This window comes from Enterococcus sp. GPZ-007 (assembly GCF_059374735.1).
This window is the reverse complement of sequence record NZ_JCAFYN010000009.1, coordinates 84,102-102,135: the sequence shown is the minus strand read 5'-3', so window position 1 is coordinate 102,135 and position 18,034 is coordinate 84,102. Positions and strand designations below refer to the sequence as shown.

Annotated in this window: 13 protein-coding genes; 6 read left to right on the top strand and 7 right to left on the bottom strand. The window is 40.9% G+C overall.

From position 1 onward, the window contains the following. Nucleotides 1-339: 339 nt before the first annotated feature. Nucleotides 340-1,791 carry a helix-turn-helix domain-containing protein gene (locus AC4J95_RS07190; protein ID WP_494549263.1) on the top strand — a complete coding sequence of 484 codons (1,452 nt, stop codon included), beginning with the start codon at nucleotides 340-342 and terminating at the stop codon, nucleotides 1,789-1,791. A gap of 70 nt (nucleotides 1,792-1,861) precedes the next feature. Then, complete coding sequence (locus AC4J95_RS07185) at nucleotides 1,862-2,398, top strand: prolyl-tRNA synthetase associated domain-containing protein (protein ID WP_316405472.1); 537 nt, start codon at nucleotides 1,862-1,864, stop codon at nucleotides 2,396-2,398. A gap of 134 nt (nucleotides 2,399-2,532) precedes the next feature. On the opposite strand, the gene AC4J95_RS07180 is transcribed toward AC4J95_RS07185, so the two are convergent. Together AC4J95_RS07180 and AC4J95_RS07175 are read right to left on the bottom strand one after the other, a co-directional pair. Beyond that, the gene (locus AC4J95_RS07180; RefSeq protein WP_494549262.1) at nucleotides 2,533-4,491 is read right to left on the bottom strand and encodes a fibronectin type III domain-containing protein; all 1,959 of its coding nucleotides are present in this window, start codon (nucleotides 4,489-4,491) and stop codon (nucleotides 2,533-2,535) included. 550 nt (nucleotides 4,492-5,041) lie between these two features. Further along, a complete protein-coding gene (locus AC4J95_RS07175; protein WP_494549261.1) occupies nucleotides 5,042-5,992 on the bottom strand; it encodes a hypothetical protein in 951 nt (316 codons plus the stop codon). 180 nt (nucleotides 5,993-6,172) lie between these two features. On the opposite strand from AC4J95_RS07175, the gene AC4J95_RS07170 reads away from it, so the two are divergent. Together AC4J95_RS07170 and AC4J95_RS07165 are read left to right on the top strand one after the other, a co-directional pair. Further along, on the top strand, nucleotides 6,173-8,746 hold the full coding sequence (locus tag AC4J95_RS07170) for a transglycosylase domain-containing protein (RefSeq protein WP_494549260.1): 2,574 nt from the start codon (nucleotides 6,173-6,175) through the stop codon (nucleotides 8,744-8,746). A 76-nt stretch (nucleotides 8,747-8,822) separates the two neighbouring features. Continuing rightward, nucleotides 8,823-9,254: a hypothetical protein gene (locus AC4J95_RS07165; protein ID WP_494549259.1), complete on the top strand. Its 432-nt coding sequence runs from the start codon at nucleotides 8,823-8,825 to the stop codon at nucleotides 9,252-9,254. 134 nt (nucleotides 9,255-9,388) lie between these two features. Here the strand turns inward: AC4J95_RS07165 and arcC are convergent, their stop codons facing one another. The 4 genes from arcC to ptcA all read right to left on the bottom strand — a co-directional run bounded on the left by arcC (nucleotide 9,389) and on the right by ptcA (nucleotide 13,944). After that, nucleotides 9,389-10,318: a carbamate kinase gene (gene arcC / locus AC4J95_RS07160; RefSeq protein ID WP_494549258.1), complete on the bottom strand. Its 930-nt coding sequence runs from the start codon at nucleotides 10,316-10,318 to the stop codon at nucleotides 9,389-9,391. An 11-nt stretch (nucleotides 10,319-10,329) separates the two neighbouring features. Further along, nucleotides 10,330-11,427, bottom strand: coding sequence for an agmatine deiminase (aguA, locus tag AC4J95_RS07155; protein WP_494549257.1), 1,098 nt, complete (start codon nucleotides 11,425-11,427; stop codon nucleotides 10,330-10,332). Beyond that, entirely contained in the window at nucleotides 11,381-12,802 is a 1,422-nt protein-coding gene (locus AC4J95_RS07150) for an APC family permease (protein WP_494549256.1), read from the bottom strand. Before AC4J95_RS07150 ends, aguA begins: the two co-directional genes overlap by 47 nt. Nucleotides 12,803-12,924: 122 nt before the next feature. Next, a complete protein-coding gene (gene ptcA, locus AC4J95_RS07145; RefSeq protein ID WP_494549255.1) occupies nucleotides 12,925-13,944 on the bottom strand; it encodes a putrescine carbamoyltransferase in 1,020 nt (339 codons plus the stop codon). A gap of 273 nt (nucleotides 13,945-14,217) precedes the next feature. On the opposite strand from ptcA, the gene AC4J95_RS07140 reads away from it, so the two are divergent. Then, nucleotides 14,218-15,183, top strand: coding sequence for a response regulator transcription factor (locus AC4J95_RS07140; protein WP_494549254.1), 966 nt, complete (start codon nucleotides 14,218-14,220; stop codon nucleotides 15,181-15,183). A gap of 17 nt (nucleotides 15,184-15,200) precedes the next feature. On the opposite strand, the gene AC4J95_RS07135 is transcribed toward AC4J95_RS07140, so the two are convergent. Beyond that, a complete protein-coding gene (locus tag AC4J95_RS07135) occupies nucleotides 15,201-16,169 on the bottom strand; it encodes a hypothetical protein (protein WP_494549253.1) in 969 nt (322 codons plus the stop codon). Between the two features lie 400 nt (nucleotides 16,170-16,569). Here AC4J95_RS07135 and AC4J95_RS07130 point away from each other — a divergent pair, with 400 nt between their 5' ends. Further along, complete coding sequence (locus AC4J95_RS07130) at nucleotides 16,570-17,964, top strand: amino acid permease (RefSeq protein WP_494549252.1); 1,395 nt, start codon at nucleotides 16,570-16,572, stop codon at nucleotides 17,962-17,964. Nucleotides 17,965-18,034: the final 70 nt, after the last annotated feature.

Here is an 18,034-nt window from a genome sequence, read left to right as displayed (position 1 = left end):
ATAGTAGCAACAGCAGAATGATTAAACTAGCCGGCATTTCTTTTTAAGAATAAATTCTATTTATGAAAATTTCGGTTGTCCTACTACTATTTTTAACGCAAATCTTACAGAATTTTATGATTGAGTTAGTTGTCTTTTCTGCAAATTCATCCTGTTTTACTTTCAAAAACCCAAAATATAACCAGGGTTATTTTTAATAATACGAATTTTCAATATATTTTAGGATAAATTTTTATTTCTCTTCATTTATTAGATTATTATTTGTGTTAAATGATATTTTAATATATTATATAAATCAGTGAGATTAATTTTTATTAAATAAGAATGGAGGGATAGTTCATGCTCGGAATGGATAGAGCTACCTTATTGAAGATTCAGATCATAGAGACGTTAGATGGACTGCAGGCACCGATTTCTTTGAAAGAGCTACAGGAAAAAATTGGACACGCAAGCCTTGGTACGATCCGTGTGAATTGCAAAGAGCTGCAAGCGATCATCGAAGATCTCTATACAGAAGAAGACTATTCATTAAACTTGCGCATGAATAATGGTCGTGGAATTCAATTAAGCCGTTCCTCAACCAATCTCCAATCATTAACGAGCTACTTATATAAACAGGATCTCTCTTGTGAAATCATTCGTACGGTCCTAGCAAAGCGAAAAATATCCGCGATCCAGTTTTGTATGGACAATAATATCAGTGAATCAAAACTGCGGCGCAAGATCAAAGAAATCAATCAGGAACTGACTGATTATGATCTCTACATTTCTTGCTCAGCAAAAATGAGTTTGAAAGGCCGAGAAATCGACATTCGCCGTTTTTACTATATCTTTATCAGAGGACTCTACCATCAGTTTGTCCAAATTGAATGGATCAATACAGAAACGTATTTCCAACTAGCTCAACAGATCGAAGAATATCTGAAACTGATGAATAATCCGACAAATCTCGAGATGATCAGCTTTTGGTTGTTAATCACCAATCAATCCCTCAGCAAAAAAGGCACGCTTGTTTTTAATGATGCCGAACTCGATTGGCTGAATCGCTTCAAGTATCCAAAGAAGCCGACTTTTTTAAAAACCTGGGATACCAACGAATGGAAGTTTTTCCTTTATGCCATTTACAGTTCGCTTTTGAATGATTTCGAATTGCAACCTAGGAATTCTTCGCAAGAATTGTTCTTTGATCAGGCTATTTCCCGCTGGATCGAATACTTTACCCATTATTTTCGCCCATTGAATAGTCGGGAACAAAAATTTGTCGCACGAAAAATTAGACAGCATTATGCTGCTTTTGCCCTCTTCAGATTAAATGATCCCATGATCGATCAGCTGAGGAATAGTGTTGCACTCAATGATGTGCAAACCGATTTCCCCTATTACTTCCGGCGTTTTGATGCTTTTTGGAAGGATTTTACTCAGGCAGTTCCGGGATTTGACCGACGTCAATTACGGATCTATTCCTTTTTAACTTGTGTGACTCTGTTTTCCATTGAAAACTGTTTACCGGAACTATCGGTATATGTTTTTTCCGAACATAGTGAGCTTTTCGGGATTTTTATCCAAGAGAAAATCAATTTGCACTTCAAAAATCGCTATCACCTGAATTTCGTTGATGATCCGCGAGATGCGCGGCTGATTATTGGCACATCACCAAGCTGTAAAAATTTCCTGTCTGAAGGACAGAAATGTGTGATCATTCGCTCAAACATCTCCGCTACCGATTATTTGGACATTGAAGCGATACTTGAGTCGATGGTGAATAAAGATTTGGCACAATCAAAGGAATAAATGAAAATAGGTTGAGAATTTGATTAAAAAAAGGTATCGTAGTATGTATCACACATAGAAGGAGGCCATTATGGTTTACGTTAGTGAAATGCAGACTACCCCACCGACTGAGTTTGGTTCCAAGTTAGAGGAGAAGACGTACGAAACACTGGCAAAGCTGGAGATCCCTTTTTATCAAGTGGCTACTGGTGAGACCTTAACCATGGAGGATTGTATCGAGATCGACAAGCGCTTAGGTGTTGAAGTGGTAAAAACGATTTTCTTATGTAATCAAAAAAAGACCAAGTTCTACTTGTATATTGTTCCAGCCGATTTCAAGTTTGTCACAAAGGAATTCGGTAAGAAGTTAGAAATTCCGCGGGTGTCTTTCGCCTCAGCTGACCTAATGAAGGAACGCTTAGGTGTGATTCCTGGTGCGGCAACGATTTTTGGCTTGCTGAAGGATCCAGACCACGAGATTCAATTAGTGTTTGATAAATCAGTGTCAGAGCGCGAATGGTATGCATGCAGCTCTGGATCGATTACCAACTATATGAAGCTCAAGATGAGTGATCTATTCGAGAAATTTCTGCCTTATACTGGGCATGAAGCTATTTTTATCGATTAAAAAAGTGTTAGGAGACCCCTCTCCTAACACTTTTTTTGGACGATCTTGCTATATGGAAAGATCAAAAACGGGTTTCTTTCCTATTTTTTGAACACTTTTTAACCCCTAACCCTAATGACGAACGAATCGTCAGCTTACCATTTAACAGTCACACAGCCGATTTCTTTCATTGGTCCAGTAATTTCTTTCCCACAATCTGAACCAACTGCTTGAATCGCAAAGTAGTAAGTGCCTCTTGATAAGCAAACTTGACTCAATGAATAGTCAAGGTAATATCCTTTTCCGTAAGGTCCATTCATGTATTTCGCATAACGAACATCGATGGTTTTGTACGCTGAACCGTAGCCGCAACCTGCTGTTCTGCGATAAACGCGAACTTTCGTATAGTCTAACGAATTTGGATTTTGTGTACCTAAGAAAATTTGCGCACCATAGTAACGTGTTGGGATACAACCGCATTTAAGAACATTCTTAATGCAGCCTTTCAAATTGTTGCCAATGTCCTTTTTCTTAAGCGTTGTCGCACAGCTTGATCCCCATTGCGGACTCACCCAGCTGCTCCATTGACCGTAGTTTGCTTTTACCCAGTAATAGTAAGTGGTGCATTGGTTCAAGCAATCATCTGTATAAGACATTTCTGAACCGCTTTGGTTGCCATTCACATTGATCGCAGTCGCATTATTGATGTTGTTTGTTGTGCTGCGGTACAAGGTATAGCTTGTTGCGTAGCGAGTGGATGCATTGTCACTCTTCGTGTTTGTCCATGTCACTTTGATCGCTTTATCAGAAACAGCGGTTGCTTTAATGTTTGGATTCAACGTAGTCGCGCAAACCGTAAACTTACCGATGTTTGAGCTGCTAACAGTTTCGATCGTATATGGACATACTTTTGGACGTTTCACCATCACTTTGTAGCAGTATGTTTGGTTATGGTTCAACTTGATGTCGTTATAGGTTGTTTTTCCTTTGACAGTAGCGATTTCCTTGAAGTCGCCAGAATGGTAATCGTTGCATTTCTTCGTCGCACGGTAAATCTTGTATTCCGCGTCGCTGCCTTTTGATTCCCAGCTCAGTTTCAACCAATGGTGTTGTTTTTCCGTCACACAAACATTCTTCACGGCATCCCATTTTTCTTTGTAATTGTTTTGATTACATTCTTTGCCGCTGTGCTTCTTGTCGCAATCTTCATGGTGTTTCCAATTGTGGTTGCAGTTTTTCCCGCTGTGGTTTTCGTCACAGCCAGAACCGTGCTGCCATTTGTTTTCGTTACAGTGTTTGCCGCTGTGGTTTTTATCACAGTGTTCACCGTGTTTCCAATTGTTCTCGTTACAGTTTTTACCACTGTGGTTTTTGTCACAGTGCTCGCCGTGCTTCCAATTGTGGTTGCAGTTTTTCCCGCTATGGTTGCCATCGCAATCGGAACCATGCTGCCATTTGTTTTCATTACAGTTTTTACTGCTATGTTTTTTATCGCAGTGTTCGCCATGTCTCCAGTTATTTGTGTTACATTTTCTTCCTGTTCTATGCTTCTTGTCACAATCTTTTCCATGGCTGCTTGAGCCATAGGTTTGTGCACCGACATCAGCCGAAGCGGATTCTTTTACTTCTTCTGTAGATTCTTCAGCTGGCGCTGCTGCAGGAACTGCCGCTGCTTCTTCAATTTCCTCATCGCTTGATTTTGTGACAACATCTTGATTGGCTAGTGCTGCAGTAGCTTCCTGTTCCTTCCCATCGACAACGGCTGAGACTTTATAGTAGTAAAGATAATCGGCCTTCAATGTGCCTTTTGTCTTTAACTCCATATAAGGATCAACCCAATATGTTTTATCACCCTTTAATGTTTCAATACGTTCAAATGTTCCATCTTGTTCTTCAGAACGATAGATATTGTAGCTTTCAGCATCCTCCACCTTATCAAACTGAATCACTGTCCATTTTTGCGTATCATTATGTTCAACTGTCAAATTTGCAGGAACATTGTTATCTGCTGCAAATACTTGAGCCGGTATCCCTAACGAAGATACCGTCATGATCACTAGCGTTACCAATGACATGATCCCATTTAACTTTTTCATTAAACTCTTTCTTTTCATTTTGTTCTCCTTTTCTGCTCTTGTCCGAGTGCAAAAAATACACGACAAATAAACCCTACCCTAACAATTGAGACTACTATCAAAGAATGATAGTAGTCTATTTATTTTTCGCGGAAGTTGTTTTTGGCCAAAAACAGAAGTAGGTCCCATATATCACCCCCCATCAAATAAACATGTCAATATACATGTACGATTACAGGAATTGCTCTCTCGATTTCCCCGCCTCTAAGAATGTGATCTTTTGAGTTATTTTCCTGTTGCTCCAAATATAACAATTATTGTGATATATTTCTATAATCCATCAAAATTCAAAAAAAATCTTTGAATTTTGATGAAAAGATGTCACTAAATACCATATATTTTATAATATATTTAATAAATTGATTGGCAACTGCCTCTCATCAAACATGCTTGGATATTTAAGTAAGATAGCGTTTTTTATCACATTCTGTACAATACAAAAAGGAAGCAGCAAATTGATTTGCTGCTTCCTTTTTGTATTTATTCTTTTCAATTACTTCTTTCGTTAATGATCGACCGCACATTAACATTATTGGCGATTGATCGAAACGATCTTCTGTTGCAGGCGATCATAGACCACCACAAATTCTGCAATATTTTTTTTAGATGTCGGCACGCGGAAATAGTAGTCCGATTGTCCGTCCGTTGGTGTATTCGTGTGGTAAAAGCCAGAAAGATAAGCATGAGCCAAATCTCCGCGGGTATCTCTGAATAGTTCAAAAAAGCCACTTTGATCGGTAATATCAATGCTCTTTTCCAAAGCCTTAAACTCCGTTTGCTCCTTATCCATACCAGCTTTCTTCATTTCCCGATACAGCTGGGTATCCGTTCCGCGACGAACGACTTCAGTCCAAGCCGTCTCAAAATCAGCGGATTTATCCAGATAGGTATCATCCTTGGTGATGACTGATTGGACGTCACTGCCCTCCTCAGCGGTCAGACCTGCCAATTCTTTTCCATCAAAGCGCAGGCTCACTGTATAATCGTGACGGGATCCGCTGGTATCTGTAAAGCTCCAGACTTGTCGCTGCGTCGTTAAAGGCTGATCATTGACTAAACGCTGACCAAAGCCAATCAGACTGACACTGACAAAGCCGGTTTCATCCGAACTCACCATTGGATAGATTTTCCGATAAAGATCGAAAATATTTTTTGAATTTTTCGCTGGTCCATAGACTTTTTCAATGGCAGAAGCCATCGCCTGCGAACTGGAAAAATTGTTTTTGTCTTCAAATTCCTTATTTAAGTCTTCAATTTTTTTTGTTTGTTCTTCTAATAATGTTTGATCATTGATATCTCTTAGTGCCAATACTTTTAATTTCGGTAATTCTTCTTTCTTTTTAGCTTTATCGTCACTAGCGAAGACACTGAAGGGAATCGTGAATTGTGGAAAGTTCCCGCTCAGGACAACGCCAAAAATCCCGACAAATAAAGCAGCCAGCACGCCCCAAAAGATCAACCATTTTTTTGATGTGTTCATGGGTCACCTCTTCTCTTACTTATTGTGGCGACTAATTAAGCGAGCGTCAAGTATTTCTGATGAATACTAGCCTATTTTTATGAAATAATCTAAATTTTTCTTGGAAAAATATGATTATGATAGTTATTCTTGTCATTTTCTATTACACTAGAAGAAATGATTTTATAAGGATAGACGGATATGGCAAATAGACAAGAACGACATCAAAGAAAAAAAGAAAAGAAAGACCGAACAGCAGAGACAAAAGAACCACGCAAAAAGCTGGCAAAATCAACCAAGATTTCGCTAAGTGTACTTGCAGTGATGCTGTTGATGGTGATTGCTGGGACGATTTTCTTTTTCCAAAAATATGGCAAAGAGGTTACAGCAGCGATCGATGCGGGCGAGGAACATGCGGCAAAGATCCAAGAGAGTGACTTCAAGCAGTACCATCCTACAACGATCTTGGATAAAAATGGGCAGGTCATTAAGGAACTGAAAACACAGGAACGCGATTATTTGACGTATGACAAGATGGACCCATTAGTTTCCCAAGCATTGATCTCTATTGAAGACAAACGTTTTTATGAACATAACGGCGTCGACACGCAAGGGTTACTGACTGTTGCGCTAAATGCAGCGACTGGCCGCGGCGTCCGCGGAGCTTCTACCATCACCCAGCAGCTGGTGAAAAATATCTATTTGACACCGGAAGTCTCGATTTCTCGTAAAATCGAAGAGATGGTCATGGCTCAGTCATTAGAAAAGAAATTTACGAAGCATCAAATCTTGGAATACTACTTGAATAACGTTTACTTCGGTCACGGCGCCTATGGGATCAATGCCGCAGCGAAAGTCTATTTTGGTAAATCCATCAACGATACCAGTCTTTTAGAAAAAGCGACTCTGGTAGGGGTTACTAACAATCCCGGCATCTTTGATCCAACGACCAACAAGAAAAATGCGTTGAAGCGAGCAAAACTGATCCTAAAGGAAATGAACGCCCAAGGTTACATCACAAAGGAACAATACGATAAAGCGGTGGCAGATGACTTTACCGCTAAGATTCACAGCAACGCTTTGAACAATCAATTAGACAATAACGAGGTTGCTTTGGCAGTTGATTCGACAACAAAAATTCTGATGGGCCAGCAGGACTTCCGCTTCCAATACCAATTTGACTCGAAGGAAGAGGAAGATCGCTACAACAAAGAATATCAAACGGCTTATAACAAAGTCTACCAACGGATTCTATCCGGCGGCTATCAGATCAGTACCAACATTGACACGGGTCTACACGATCAATTGCAGGGAATCGTCAGCAATGTCATGAATGCATGGCAGGATCGCGGCGGTGACAATAATTTTTATACGAAACAAGCGGCGATGACCGTGATCGATAATCAAACAGGCGATGTAGTAGCCAGTATCGGCGGCCGCGGCGAGGATGGCAATCATTACAACCGCGCTTTCCTTTCCTACCGTCAACCTGGTTCAGCGATCAAACCAATGGTGTCCTATGCCCCAGCATATGAACGGGGATTATTGGAAACCAGTGCGGTCTCAGATGATCGTCCGAATAATACGTATCCAAATAATGTTTATAATGGCTCTAAAGGGAATTTGACATTGAGAAACGCTCTGGCGGTTTCCTCTAACGTCGTAGCTTATAAATTAGCGGATGAAAACCGCAACGAATTGAAGGAACCCGTCTACCAGCCACTTGCCCAAATGCAATTTACAGGTTTGGATGTGGAAGATGACAATCCTATTATCGCTGTCGGTGGAATGACCTACGGAGCAACAACGCAGGAAATGGCTAGCGGGATCGCGACTTTAGTAAATCAAGGAAATTATCGCCCACCGATGAACATCCAAACCATCAAGCGCAAGGATAATGGTCAAGAGGTATTTTCTCAGAATGATCTTGCCCAACAGAAAATTTACAGCGACGATGCGGCATATTTGACAATCGACACGATGAAAGCTGTCCATCAAAATGCGGACGGAACAGCCGCTGGCTTGACCTTGGCACACAATCAATATTGGGCAGTCAAGACCGGGACAACCGATGAAGCAAAGGATTTATGGACGGTCGGTGCCACTCCCCATTACACGGTAGCCGTCTGGGCCGGCGATGATACACCGCAGCCGCAAGACAACACCAGTGTTGGTCAAGCTACCAAAGAGATCTTCAAGCAAACGATGGATCTCTTGAATAATGGCAAAGAAGATGTTGATTTCCAAATGCCGTCTTCTGTACAAAAAGTTGGCGGACAGCTAGTCACTCGTTCTAGTCAAACAAAGCAAGTATTAGCAACTCGACAAAATGCACTACAAACAGCAACGGCTAATATTGATGTATTGGCGAAACAAAAGGCCAATGAATTGACCGCCGCCAAACTGAATACACCGATGGTGGAAGAAGCTACAACCTTCAGCAACCAGCTGATCTCTGATCGAATCGATACTCTCAGTCAATTTGAGATCATCGTGACCGATTCTCAGGATAACTGGCAAACCTTTGATCAGTACGCCCAGCAGGTCTTCGCCCTCGTTCAACAGGTCGAGCCTTCCGGCGGTACGCTTTCTGACCAATATACGAACGTTTATCGTAATAAGGAAGCCGAATATGCTCATGAAAAAGCGGCACGTGACTCAGCATTGAATGCGATCAAAGATCAGATCAATGACACAAAAAATCAAAGTAAAGACCTAGATAAGCAAATCAATGATCTGAAAAAACAGGTTGAAAAGGAAAGAGATAGAGATTAAAAAACAGTCGCCAAATTGGCGGCTGTTTTTGCTATAGTTAATGATAGAAAACTTGAAAGGGAAAAGGAGCAAAATAATGAAGAATGTACTCGATTTATTGATGTCTAAAGATACAAAGGATGCCATGATCGCTTTCAAACAATTAGAAGCTGAATGTATCGCAGAACCGGTTTATGCGGATCAATTAGCAGACTTCCTGCCTGCCCTCACTGCTGAAAGATCGTGTGGCCGCGGTCGTGCCTTTAAATTTTTTATGATCAACGCACGCTGGGATAAGCAGAAAATTATCGAAGCACATCTCGATGAAATTTTGTCGGTCCTAGACGATCCCAAAGCACCAGTCGTTCGCCAATGCATCCCCTATTTGATTCATTTATCCGAAGCAAAACCAGAATTGAGCCCTGTGATTCGAGAAAAACTCGAGAACTTGGATTTAAGTCAGTATAAAGAAAGCATGCAGCGATTGATATCAAGAGATGTGGAAAAAGTGTTGAGTTGTATAAATTGAACCTAATCAGAGGTTATGACAGAAGTGCCCAGTTTCAAGAATTTTCGACTTATTTCCGAAAAAATTACTTCTGGATCACCGTTTACTTGAGAAAAGGAGCTATGACGAGACTTATGTCATAGCTCCTTTCATCTTTACATCTGTACGGTTGTTCCGCTGTTTCCCTCTAGTGTCTCTGAAGCTTTTTCCAGTGACGCGATGATCGCACGACGTCCGGCCTTTGATTCGGCGAAGTCGATGGCTGCTTCCACTTTCGGCAGCATACTGCCGGGCGCGAATTGGTCTTCGCTGATATATTGCTTCATATCCGCCACAGACGTTGTTTCCAATGCTTTTTGCTCAGGCTTACCAAAGTTGACGAAGACATGATCCACGGCTGTTAGAATAATGAAGACATCGGCATCGATCAATGCAGCCATTTTCGCTGCAGCAAAATCCTTATCGATCACGGCATCTACGCCTTTGTAACGTGTGCCTTCATAGATTACTGGAATGCCTCCTCCACCACAGGCGATCACGACTTGCCCCGCGTCGACCAAGGTTTTTAAGCTGATTTTTTCATAGATGTCCACTGGTTTTGGTGAAGGTACGACACGTCGCCAACCGCGACCTGCGTCTTCAACATAAACATCATCGCTTTCATCCATCAGATTTTTGGCTTCTTCTTCGGTGTAATAGCCACCGATCGGTTTTGTCGGATTCGCAAATGCCGGATCTTTCGGATCAACGACAACCTGCGTCAGCATTGACACAACTGGAATGTCCCCTAATCCCCGCGCAACCAACTCTTCATCGATCGCCTGCTGCAAGTGATAGCCGATATAGCCTTGACTCATTGCTGTACATTCTGGAAACGGCATCGTATCTTCTGGTTTTTGGCTGGTTTCTTCAAAAGCCAAGCGGATTTTTCCGACCTGTGGGCCATTGCCGTGAGCGATCACGACTTGATGTCCAGCGGTGATCAAATTAGCGATGGATTTTGCTGCTAATTCGGCTTTAGTCAGCTGCTCATTGGCAGAATTGCCAAGGGCGTTTCCACCGAGTGCGATAACGATTTTTGACATGTGTATCCCCCTTATCTTTTCGGTTGTTGTTGGGTGATACAGTGAATATTTCCGCCACCATAAACAACTTCTACAGTATTTACGCCCACGATTTCTTTATCTGGGAAGATCATTTCTAATTGTTCTAACGCTAAAGCGTCATTCTTGTCGCCGTATTGCGGTACGATTACCCCATTGTTCGTAATCAAGAAGTTCATGTAAGACGCGATACAAATGTCGCCATCTTCACGTGGCATCGTTCCTTCTACATAATCAATCTTGAAGTTGCCGTCGATTGTCACGTTTTCGATTGGGCAGCAAATTTTATGAACTTTTAGTTTACGACCTTTCGCATCTGTCATTTCATTTAAACGTTTATAAGCATCCTGTGCTGCTTCGTAGAACGGACTATTTTCATCTTCCGTATAGATACAAGCCACTTCACCCGGACGAACGAAGCAGGCTACGTCATCCACATGACCATTGGTTTCCTCTGGATCGATCCCGTCCCCTAACCAAAGTACTTTTTCACAGTTTAAATACTCACACAATTTTTGTTCGATTTCTTCTTTGCTCATATGCGGGTTACGACCTTCACTCAACAAACACATTTCAGTTGTTAAAACAGTTCCTTCACCATCAACGTGGAAAGAGCCGCCTTCTAAAATGAAATCGTCTGTCCGGTAGGAATCCACATGTTCGATTTCACAGATTTTTTGAGCAACCAGATCATCTTGATCCCATGGGAAATACAACCCGTCAATAAGTCCGCCCCAAGCATTGAAGCCCCAATCAACTCCGCGAAGTTCACCATTATCATTAATTACAAAGCTTGGTCCACAGTCGCGAATCCATGCATCGTTATTAGATATTTCATATACGGTGATATCATCTGGTAACTGACGGCGACAATTTTGGAATTGTTGTTGTGAAACTACCACATTCATTGGCGTGAATTTACTGATAGCTTTCGCCACTTCGGTAAACGCTTCTTGTGCAGGTTTTCCTCCGTCACGCCAGTTATCTGGACGCTCAGGCCAAATCATCCAAACTTTTTCTTGTGGTTCGTATTCACCGGGCATTCTAAACCCGTCTTGTTTCGGTGTTGTCTTTTCGATTCTCTTCGCCATTGTAAATTACTCCTTCTTTCTTGATTTTTTTCACCCATATAATCGCTTCACCAAATAAGGTGAAGACGACAGCTCCGATCGTAATCGGTAGTTGTTGGCTTAATGTTTCTGCATCAAATTGTAGTGGTAATGCAGTAAAGATCAATGAAATCACGATCATGATCATTGGTAACGCAACCAAAATTTTCAATAAACCGTCGCTTCCACCGACTTTAAATGGTCGTGGTGTATCTGGATCAATCTTACGTAGTCTGTAAAATGCTGGGAATACTGGTACATACGACATCAAGAACATTACTAGGTTCAATGAGAAGAAGGCCCAGAATAGATCCTGATTCGGTAAAATTGGTGCAATCACTACTACTACTGAAGCAACAATCCCATTCATGATCGCCGCACCAATTGGCATTTCGTCTTTTCCACCGCGTTTAGCGAAAATTTTCGGCATATCGCCATTTTCAGCTGCGTAGCAAGCCGTATTATTTACCCCTAGTGACCAAGAGATCATATTACCGAACAATGTCAGTAAGAATAAGAAGGCCATCGCAATGATGAACCAGCCGCCAGTTGAACCAGTTAATAACTTGAAGCTGTCCATCAGTCCGCTGCCGGTACTAATTTGATCGGTTGGAATCGCCACACCAATCCCGAATGCTGAGAAGATGTAGATTGCTGCGATTACTAACCCGCCGGCAATGATTGATTGCGGAATTTGTTTCTTTGGATCCTCCATGTCATCCGCAAAGGTACAAATAACCTCGAAACCTAATAAGTTGAAAATGATAACCGAAATAAAGGATAAGCTGTTCAGATCGAAGCTTGGCAGCATTGATGATAATGTGAACTCATTTGCCGCACCCTTTGTTGCAAACGTATAAAGCCCTAAAGCACCGATCAAAATTGCCAAAAGCATCTTGATTACAGCCGCACCATTCAAAATCCATACGCTGTCAGCGACTGGATAAAAACTGATCCAAACAATGACCCAAATAAAGACCAATTCGATTAAAATTGCTGGTAATGTTGAAAATTCAATTCCTGTGATCGTCGTTAACAAGTCAGGACAAACAACTGCTAATGAAGCCAGCCATAAAGGATAATTGATCCAATAATACCAAGATACCCGCGAGCCCCAACGGTGTCCAAATGCTTGGGTAACCCAGTCATAGATACCGCCGTCACCAATATAGGTCGTTCCTAACTCTGAAGAAATCAAACCGTATGGCAAAAGGAACGCGATTAATAGGAAGATCCACCAAAAAAACTGTGAATTTCCGATCGCCGCAACCGGCGCCGCTGCCTCTGCCACGAATACGACACAGATAACGGATAAGATTGCACTCATCAAACTAAACTTTTTCTTCTTTTCTCCCATTGTTTTCTTCCTTTCCGGTACAAGGGAAACAGGGATTGAGGATTTCCTCAATCCCCGAATGGAAACAATCTTGATGAATTTTGCTTATAGCTGCAGATCATTTCCGTCCTCACCTCTGGGGTCTATAGTGCTTTGCCTAAAAAGACTTCCAAATCTGCTTTTGCTGCTGCTTTTTTCTTTTCATCAATTGGGTTATTTTCTGCGTAATCATGCATCAAGTAAACTAACAATCCACGAATCGAAGTCAAACGGTTTTCTGCTTCATCGAAACAGATTGAGTTTGGTCCATCCATTACTTCATCTGTCACTTCTTCCCCACGTGTTGCAGGCAAGCAATGCATGAATTTTGCATTTTCGCCAGCACGTTTCATTAATTCATCGTTTACTTGATATTTAGGATAGAAGGTGTTCATACGTTCTTCTTCTGATAATTCTGCTTCGTATAAGCCGTACCAAACATCTGTATAGACAAAGTCAGAACCTTCAATTACTTCGATCTGATCAGAGACAGTATATGAACCACCAGATTCTTCACAGATTTTATCTAATCTTGCACGGTGGTCATCATTCAACTGGAACCCTTCAGGACCGAATTGTACAAATTCCATGCCCATTTTAGTTGCGACTAAACCTAATGAGAAACATACTTGTGTAGCGTCACCAATGAAGGAAACTTTGCAGTCTTCAATTTTCTTGCCTTCTGGTAAATGTTCGATCATTGTGCAAAGGTCGCCCAATTCTTGTGTAGGGTGGTTGAAATCAGACATTCCGTTGATAACAGGAATTGTTGCGTTGTTCGCTAAGTCATAAACACTATGATGACGTTCAACACGTGCCATCAAGATATCTACTAAACGAGATAGAACACGGCTCGTATCTTCGATTGTTTCGTGTCCGCCTAACTGAATTTGACCTGGCGCTAAATATTCTGCGTGTCCGCCGAGTTGAGTCATCGCTGTTTCAAATGAAACCCGTGTTCTAGTAGAAGATTGTTGGAAGATCATGCCTAACACTTTATCTTTTAATAATGGCGGATAAAAACCGTTCTTAATAGAAGCTTTGATTTTCAGTGATAAATCAACGATGTATTGAATCTCCTCCTTCGTGTAATTTTCTGTTGTAATGAAATCTCTTTTTGCCATGTTGACGCCTCCTAAGTAATTTGTTTGCTTTTGCATCTTTACTTTAGGAGAAAAAGTACAAGTTTACGATAAGCCAAAGGATGTAAACGCTATCATTTTGAGCTGTGACCTTTATACCGCTGGTTTATTTTTAGATGTAAACCTTTTATTTTTCAAGGGTTTAGAAAAGTTTAGGGAAAAGTTTAGTGGATTTTGAGGCGAAGTAGGAATAAATGATGTTATACTTAAATCAAGAACCAGTTCTTTTGATTTCAAAATGAAAGGGGATACAATATGATAGCTATCTTTATTTACAATATCCTTTTGATCATTCTTTATTCCATAACCATGGCATTTGCAATAAATTTCTATTTAAAAGAAAAAAACAAAATATTTCTATTGATTAGTCTCTATCTGGCATTTTTTATTTTTGACAACATCATTATTTATATGACCGAATTTATCAATACCTTTGCCCAAAGCTATGACCAGGCGTTTATGAGCGCACCTGCAGTTAAGACTATCATCTTTATGGGAAATGCTTTCTTTTCTGTTGCTATTATTGCGGAATTACGGAATGAAAAGCTGAAACCTTTTCATTATGCTCTGCTGATTGCTTTGGCTGTTTGGATGATCTCGATCCCACTACTGCCAAATTCAGCCTTTAAAGTTTGGCTTTACTACTTAGGAAATCAGGTTTTTCTCTTTTACTTAGGGTTTTATTGCTGGTTTGGAGCAAAGAAGGAGCTTCCCGCTCTCAATAAAGGCTACTTGAAGAAGTTGTCGATCATCAGCTTCTTGTTTAGTATTCTGATCGTTATTGAAGACAGTTTTGTGATTTTCAACGTTGACCAGTACAGCTCCTTAACGACCAAGATATACAATCGAAGTATCTCCGAAGACATTTTCTCCATCGTGGTCTGTCTATTGATGATTCACTTCTTCTTGAAAGACCGTCAAGTTCAAGAGGAAGAAACACCTGAAGAGCAAGAAGAAGCTATGTTGATTAAGAGATTTTGTCATGCTCACCAGTTCACGCAACGAGAATCCGAGATTTTTGAATTACTTTTGTTCCACTGCACCAACCAAGAAATTGCTGATCGGTTGTTTCTCTCACTAGGAACGGTTAAAACACATGTCCACAATATATTCATCAAACTAGACATCAAGAAGCGGACACAGATCTTCCCCTTATTTGAAGAATATCAGTCAGCATCCAACGAAAAACTGACCCTAAAAAAGAGCAACGATTTCTCATAGGAATCGTTGCTCTTTTGCTAATCATCCTCTGACGATGAACTAGAACTTGATGAACTTGATGAGCTTGATGAGCTGGAAGAATCCGATTCGCGAGAACGCGAGTCTGACTCCGCCTTTTTGCGAGAGGATTCTTCCTCTCTGCTTTCGTCAATTGAATCTAAGATATCCTTGTAGGAATCATAGGTCGCCTGTTTTTCAGCCAAATCCTTTTTCAATTCGTTCAATTCCTTGTTACGCTCAGCCAAAGCCTTGGCTTGTCGTTCTTGATAGCTTCGTTCAGCAGCTGCCATGGATGCGTCACTTTGCTGGATTTGGGAGGCAAAGCTGCTATTCTCATTCGACAGTTGATTTTTAACAGGCGTCAGTTCATCCAAGAGCTGCTGCTTAAATTTCCCGTCAGGTAGGATCGCGAGTGTTTTCACCCCTGATAAGTAGTCCGACAAGGTCAAATTATTCCCCTTGTTGACTAGATTATTCACCTCGTTTTCGCCATTCACGAAATCCTTGGACTGAGCCTCGGCGATATTCAGGATCATCTGGATGTCCTGACCCCAATCCTTGTCCTTCGCCGTACTTTGACCCAACTCTTCCTTTAGCTCCTTGATCTTATTTTCCTCAGGCTTTTTCAAAATCGGCTGTGCGGATAAGTCCAAGCCGTTTAAAACATCCGATTCAAATAAATCATTCAAATCCACTTGAAGCTGAAAGTTTTTCTTTGCTTGATCAATATCCTCTAGTGTCTGACTTTCACCACGCTGATTTTTGACCTCATTAGCTAGCTCGTCAAAGGCTTCAGCTGAGATATCAGCTTTAAAATAGCCAGATTTTTGGTCTTCATATAGACCTGTTAAGCGCTCATTCAGAACCTTCTTATTTTCCTCGTCCGTTTGGTTCATTCTGTCTTGAAAGATGTGGTAGCTGGCAAAACTGACAGCGCCGAACACAACCAGTCCTAATATCACCCAACCGATCGTTTTCTTGTTCAAAGCGGGTCCCCCTTATTCACTATTTATATTGTCATGTCACTAAAAGCAGCATATGACTTTTTCTAACCAGTGCCTATGAAAAATATCAACGATGAAACTGGCAGCTATTTCGATTTTTATGAATTCTTTTTTCATTGAAAAAAGAGTCTTATTCTCGCCGCAAATACCATTTTACTAGCTGACTAAAGTCAGAAATAAAACTGGCAATTGCCAACATTATAGCATTTTAGCTTTTACAAAACATCGGTTATAGTGAAATCTTTAGCAACTCTTTTTATTTTTTTGTTATTTTAAATTTATTAGAGGTTTATAACCGTTTTATTATATAAAGGGTAAATTTTTAACCTATCTCCAAAATTTTGATAAACTCGTTCTATTCTTAAAAAAAGGACTGATTTTATTGGAAACACATGAAGAATTGGATAGAGGATTAAAAAATCGGCATGTCCAATTGATTTCAATTGGAGGAGCGATCGGTACCGGGTTATTTCTTGGCGCTGGGAAAACCATTCAATTAACAGGTCCTTCGATTCTTCTATCTTACACGATCACCGGCTGTATCATTTTCTTAATCATGCGGGCTTTAGGTGAATTGATGCTCTCGAACTTAAATTACCATTCATTTTTAGATTTCATTGCAGATTACTTAGGAAATAAAGCAGCCTTTGTAACGGGCTGGACCTATTGGTTTTGCTGGATCGCCATCGCCATGGCTGACTTAACGGCAACAGGTCTGTATGTTAGCTACTGGCTGCCCCATATCCCCCAATGGCTGCCGGAAATTGTCGCACTGGTGCTTTTACTCGGACTGAATCTAGTAGCGGTTGGACTATTCGGTGAATTGGAGTTTTGGTTTGCCCTGATCAAGGTTGTTGCCATCATCGCGTTAATCATCGTTGGAGCAATTATGATTTTTGCCGGCTTCAAGACCAGTGCTGGTCCTGTATCTATCAGCAACCTCTGGAGTCACCACGGCTTCTTTCCAAAAGGGATAAATGGTTTTATGCTCTCCTTCCAGATGGCAACCTTCGCATTTTGTGGCGTTGAACTCGTTGGATTGATTGGCGGAGAAACATCAGATCCTAAAACAGTGCTTCCAAAAGCCATCAACACCATCCCGCTTCGAATCATTTTGTTTTACCTTGGATCACTATTCATGATTATGTCTATTTATCCTTGGTCAAGTTTATCTGCGGATCAAAGTCCATTTGTTCAAGTCTTTTCTGAAATTGGGATTGCCGCAGCCGCTTCGATTGTAAACTTAGTTGTTTTAAGTTCTGCTATGTCAGCCTGCAACAGTGCTATATACAGTACCAGTCGAATGGTGCGTTCATTAGCTCAAGAAGGCAGTGCGCCAAAGCGTTTTACAAAACTAACTCGTAATCGTGTGCCCGGAAGCGCATTGGTATTTTCGACTCTCGTCATTTTTACCGCAGTAATCTTGAACTTCTTCGTCCCTAGCCACATCTTTACGATGATTAGTTCGATTGCGACGATCTGTTTTATCTTTATTTGGGGTATGATCGTCTTTACTCACATGCGCTATCGTAAAACAACTCCTGAGTTAGCTGCAAAGAGCTCGTTTAAACTACCCCTCTTTCCTTATACGAATTATCTGATCTTCGCATTTTTAGCATTTGTCTTGTTTGTTTTGGCACTAGCCGCTGATACTCGTGAAGCGCTGATCTTTTCACCAATCTGGTTTATCGCACTTCTAGCGATTTATCATTTCAAATTCGAACGGAATAAACCGATATTTAGCAAATTTTTGCATCATTCTGACAATCGTAATTAAAAGTAGTTATTTTTTCATCACTGTACATGTAGAAATTTCACAAATAAGAACCGCCAACCAAAATGACTCG

What these genes read in the sequence shown, in the direction of transcription:
- AC4J95_RS07140 (WP_494549254.1), top strand. Translation starts at nt 14,218, where the DNA reads ATGATAGCTATCTTTATTTACAATATCCTTTTGATCATTCTTTATTCC.
- AC4J95_RS07175 (WP_494549261.1), bottom strand. Translation starts at nt 5,992, where the DNA reads ATGAACACATCAAAAAAATGGTTGATCTTTTGGGGCGTGCTGGCTGCT.
- arcC (WP_494549258.1), bottom strand. Translation starts at nt 10,318, where the DNA reads ATGTCAAAAATCGTTATCGCACTCGGTGGAAACGCCCTTGGCAATTCT.
- ptcA (WP_494549255.1), bottom strand. Translation starts at nt 13,944, where the DNA reads ATGGCAAAAAGAGATTTCATTACAACAGAAAATTACACGAAGGAGGAG.
- AC4J95_RS07185 (WP_316405472.1), top strand. Translation starts at nt 1,862, where the DNA reads ATGGTTTACGTTAGTGAAATGCAGACTACCCCACCGACTGAGTTTGGT.
- AC4J95_RS07190 (WP_494549263.1), top strand. Translation starts at nt 340, where the DNA reads ATGCTCGGAATGGATAGAGCTACCTTATTGAAGATTCAGATCATAGAG.
- AC4J95_RS07165 (WP_494549259.1), top strand. Translation starts at nt 8,823, where the DNA reads ATGAAGAATGTACTCGATTTATTGATGTCTAAAGATACAAAGGATGCC.
- AC4J95_RS07180 (WP_494549262.1), bottom strand. Translation starts at nt 4,491, where the DNA reads ATGAAAAGAAAGAGTTTAATGAAAAAGTTAAATGGGATCATGTCATTG.
- AC4J95_RS07150 (WP_494549256.1), bottom strand. Translation starts at nt 12,802, where the DNA reads ATGGGAGAAAAGAAGAAAAAGTTTAGTTTGATGAGTGCAATCTTATCC.
- AC4J95_RS07170 (WP_494549260.1), top strand. Translation starts at nt 6,173, where the DNA reads ATGGCAAATAGACAAGAACGACATCAAAGAAAAAAAGAAAAGAAAGAC.
- aguA (WP_494549257.1), bottom strand. Translation starts at nt 11,427, where the DNA reads ATGGCGAAGAGAATCGAAAAGACAACACCGAAACAAGACGGGTTTAGA.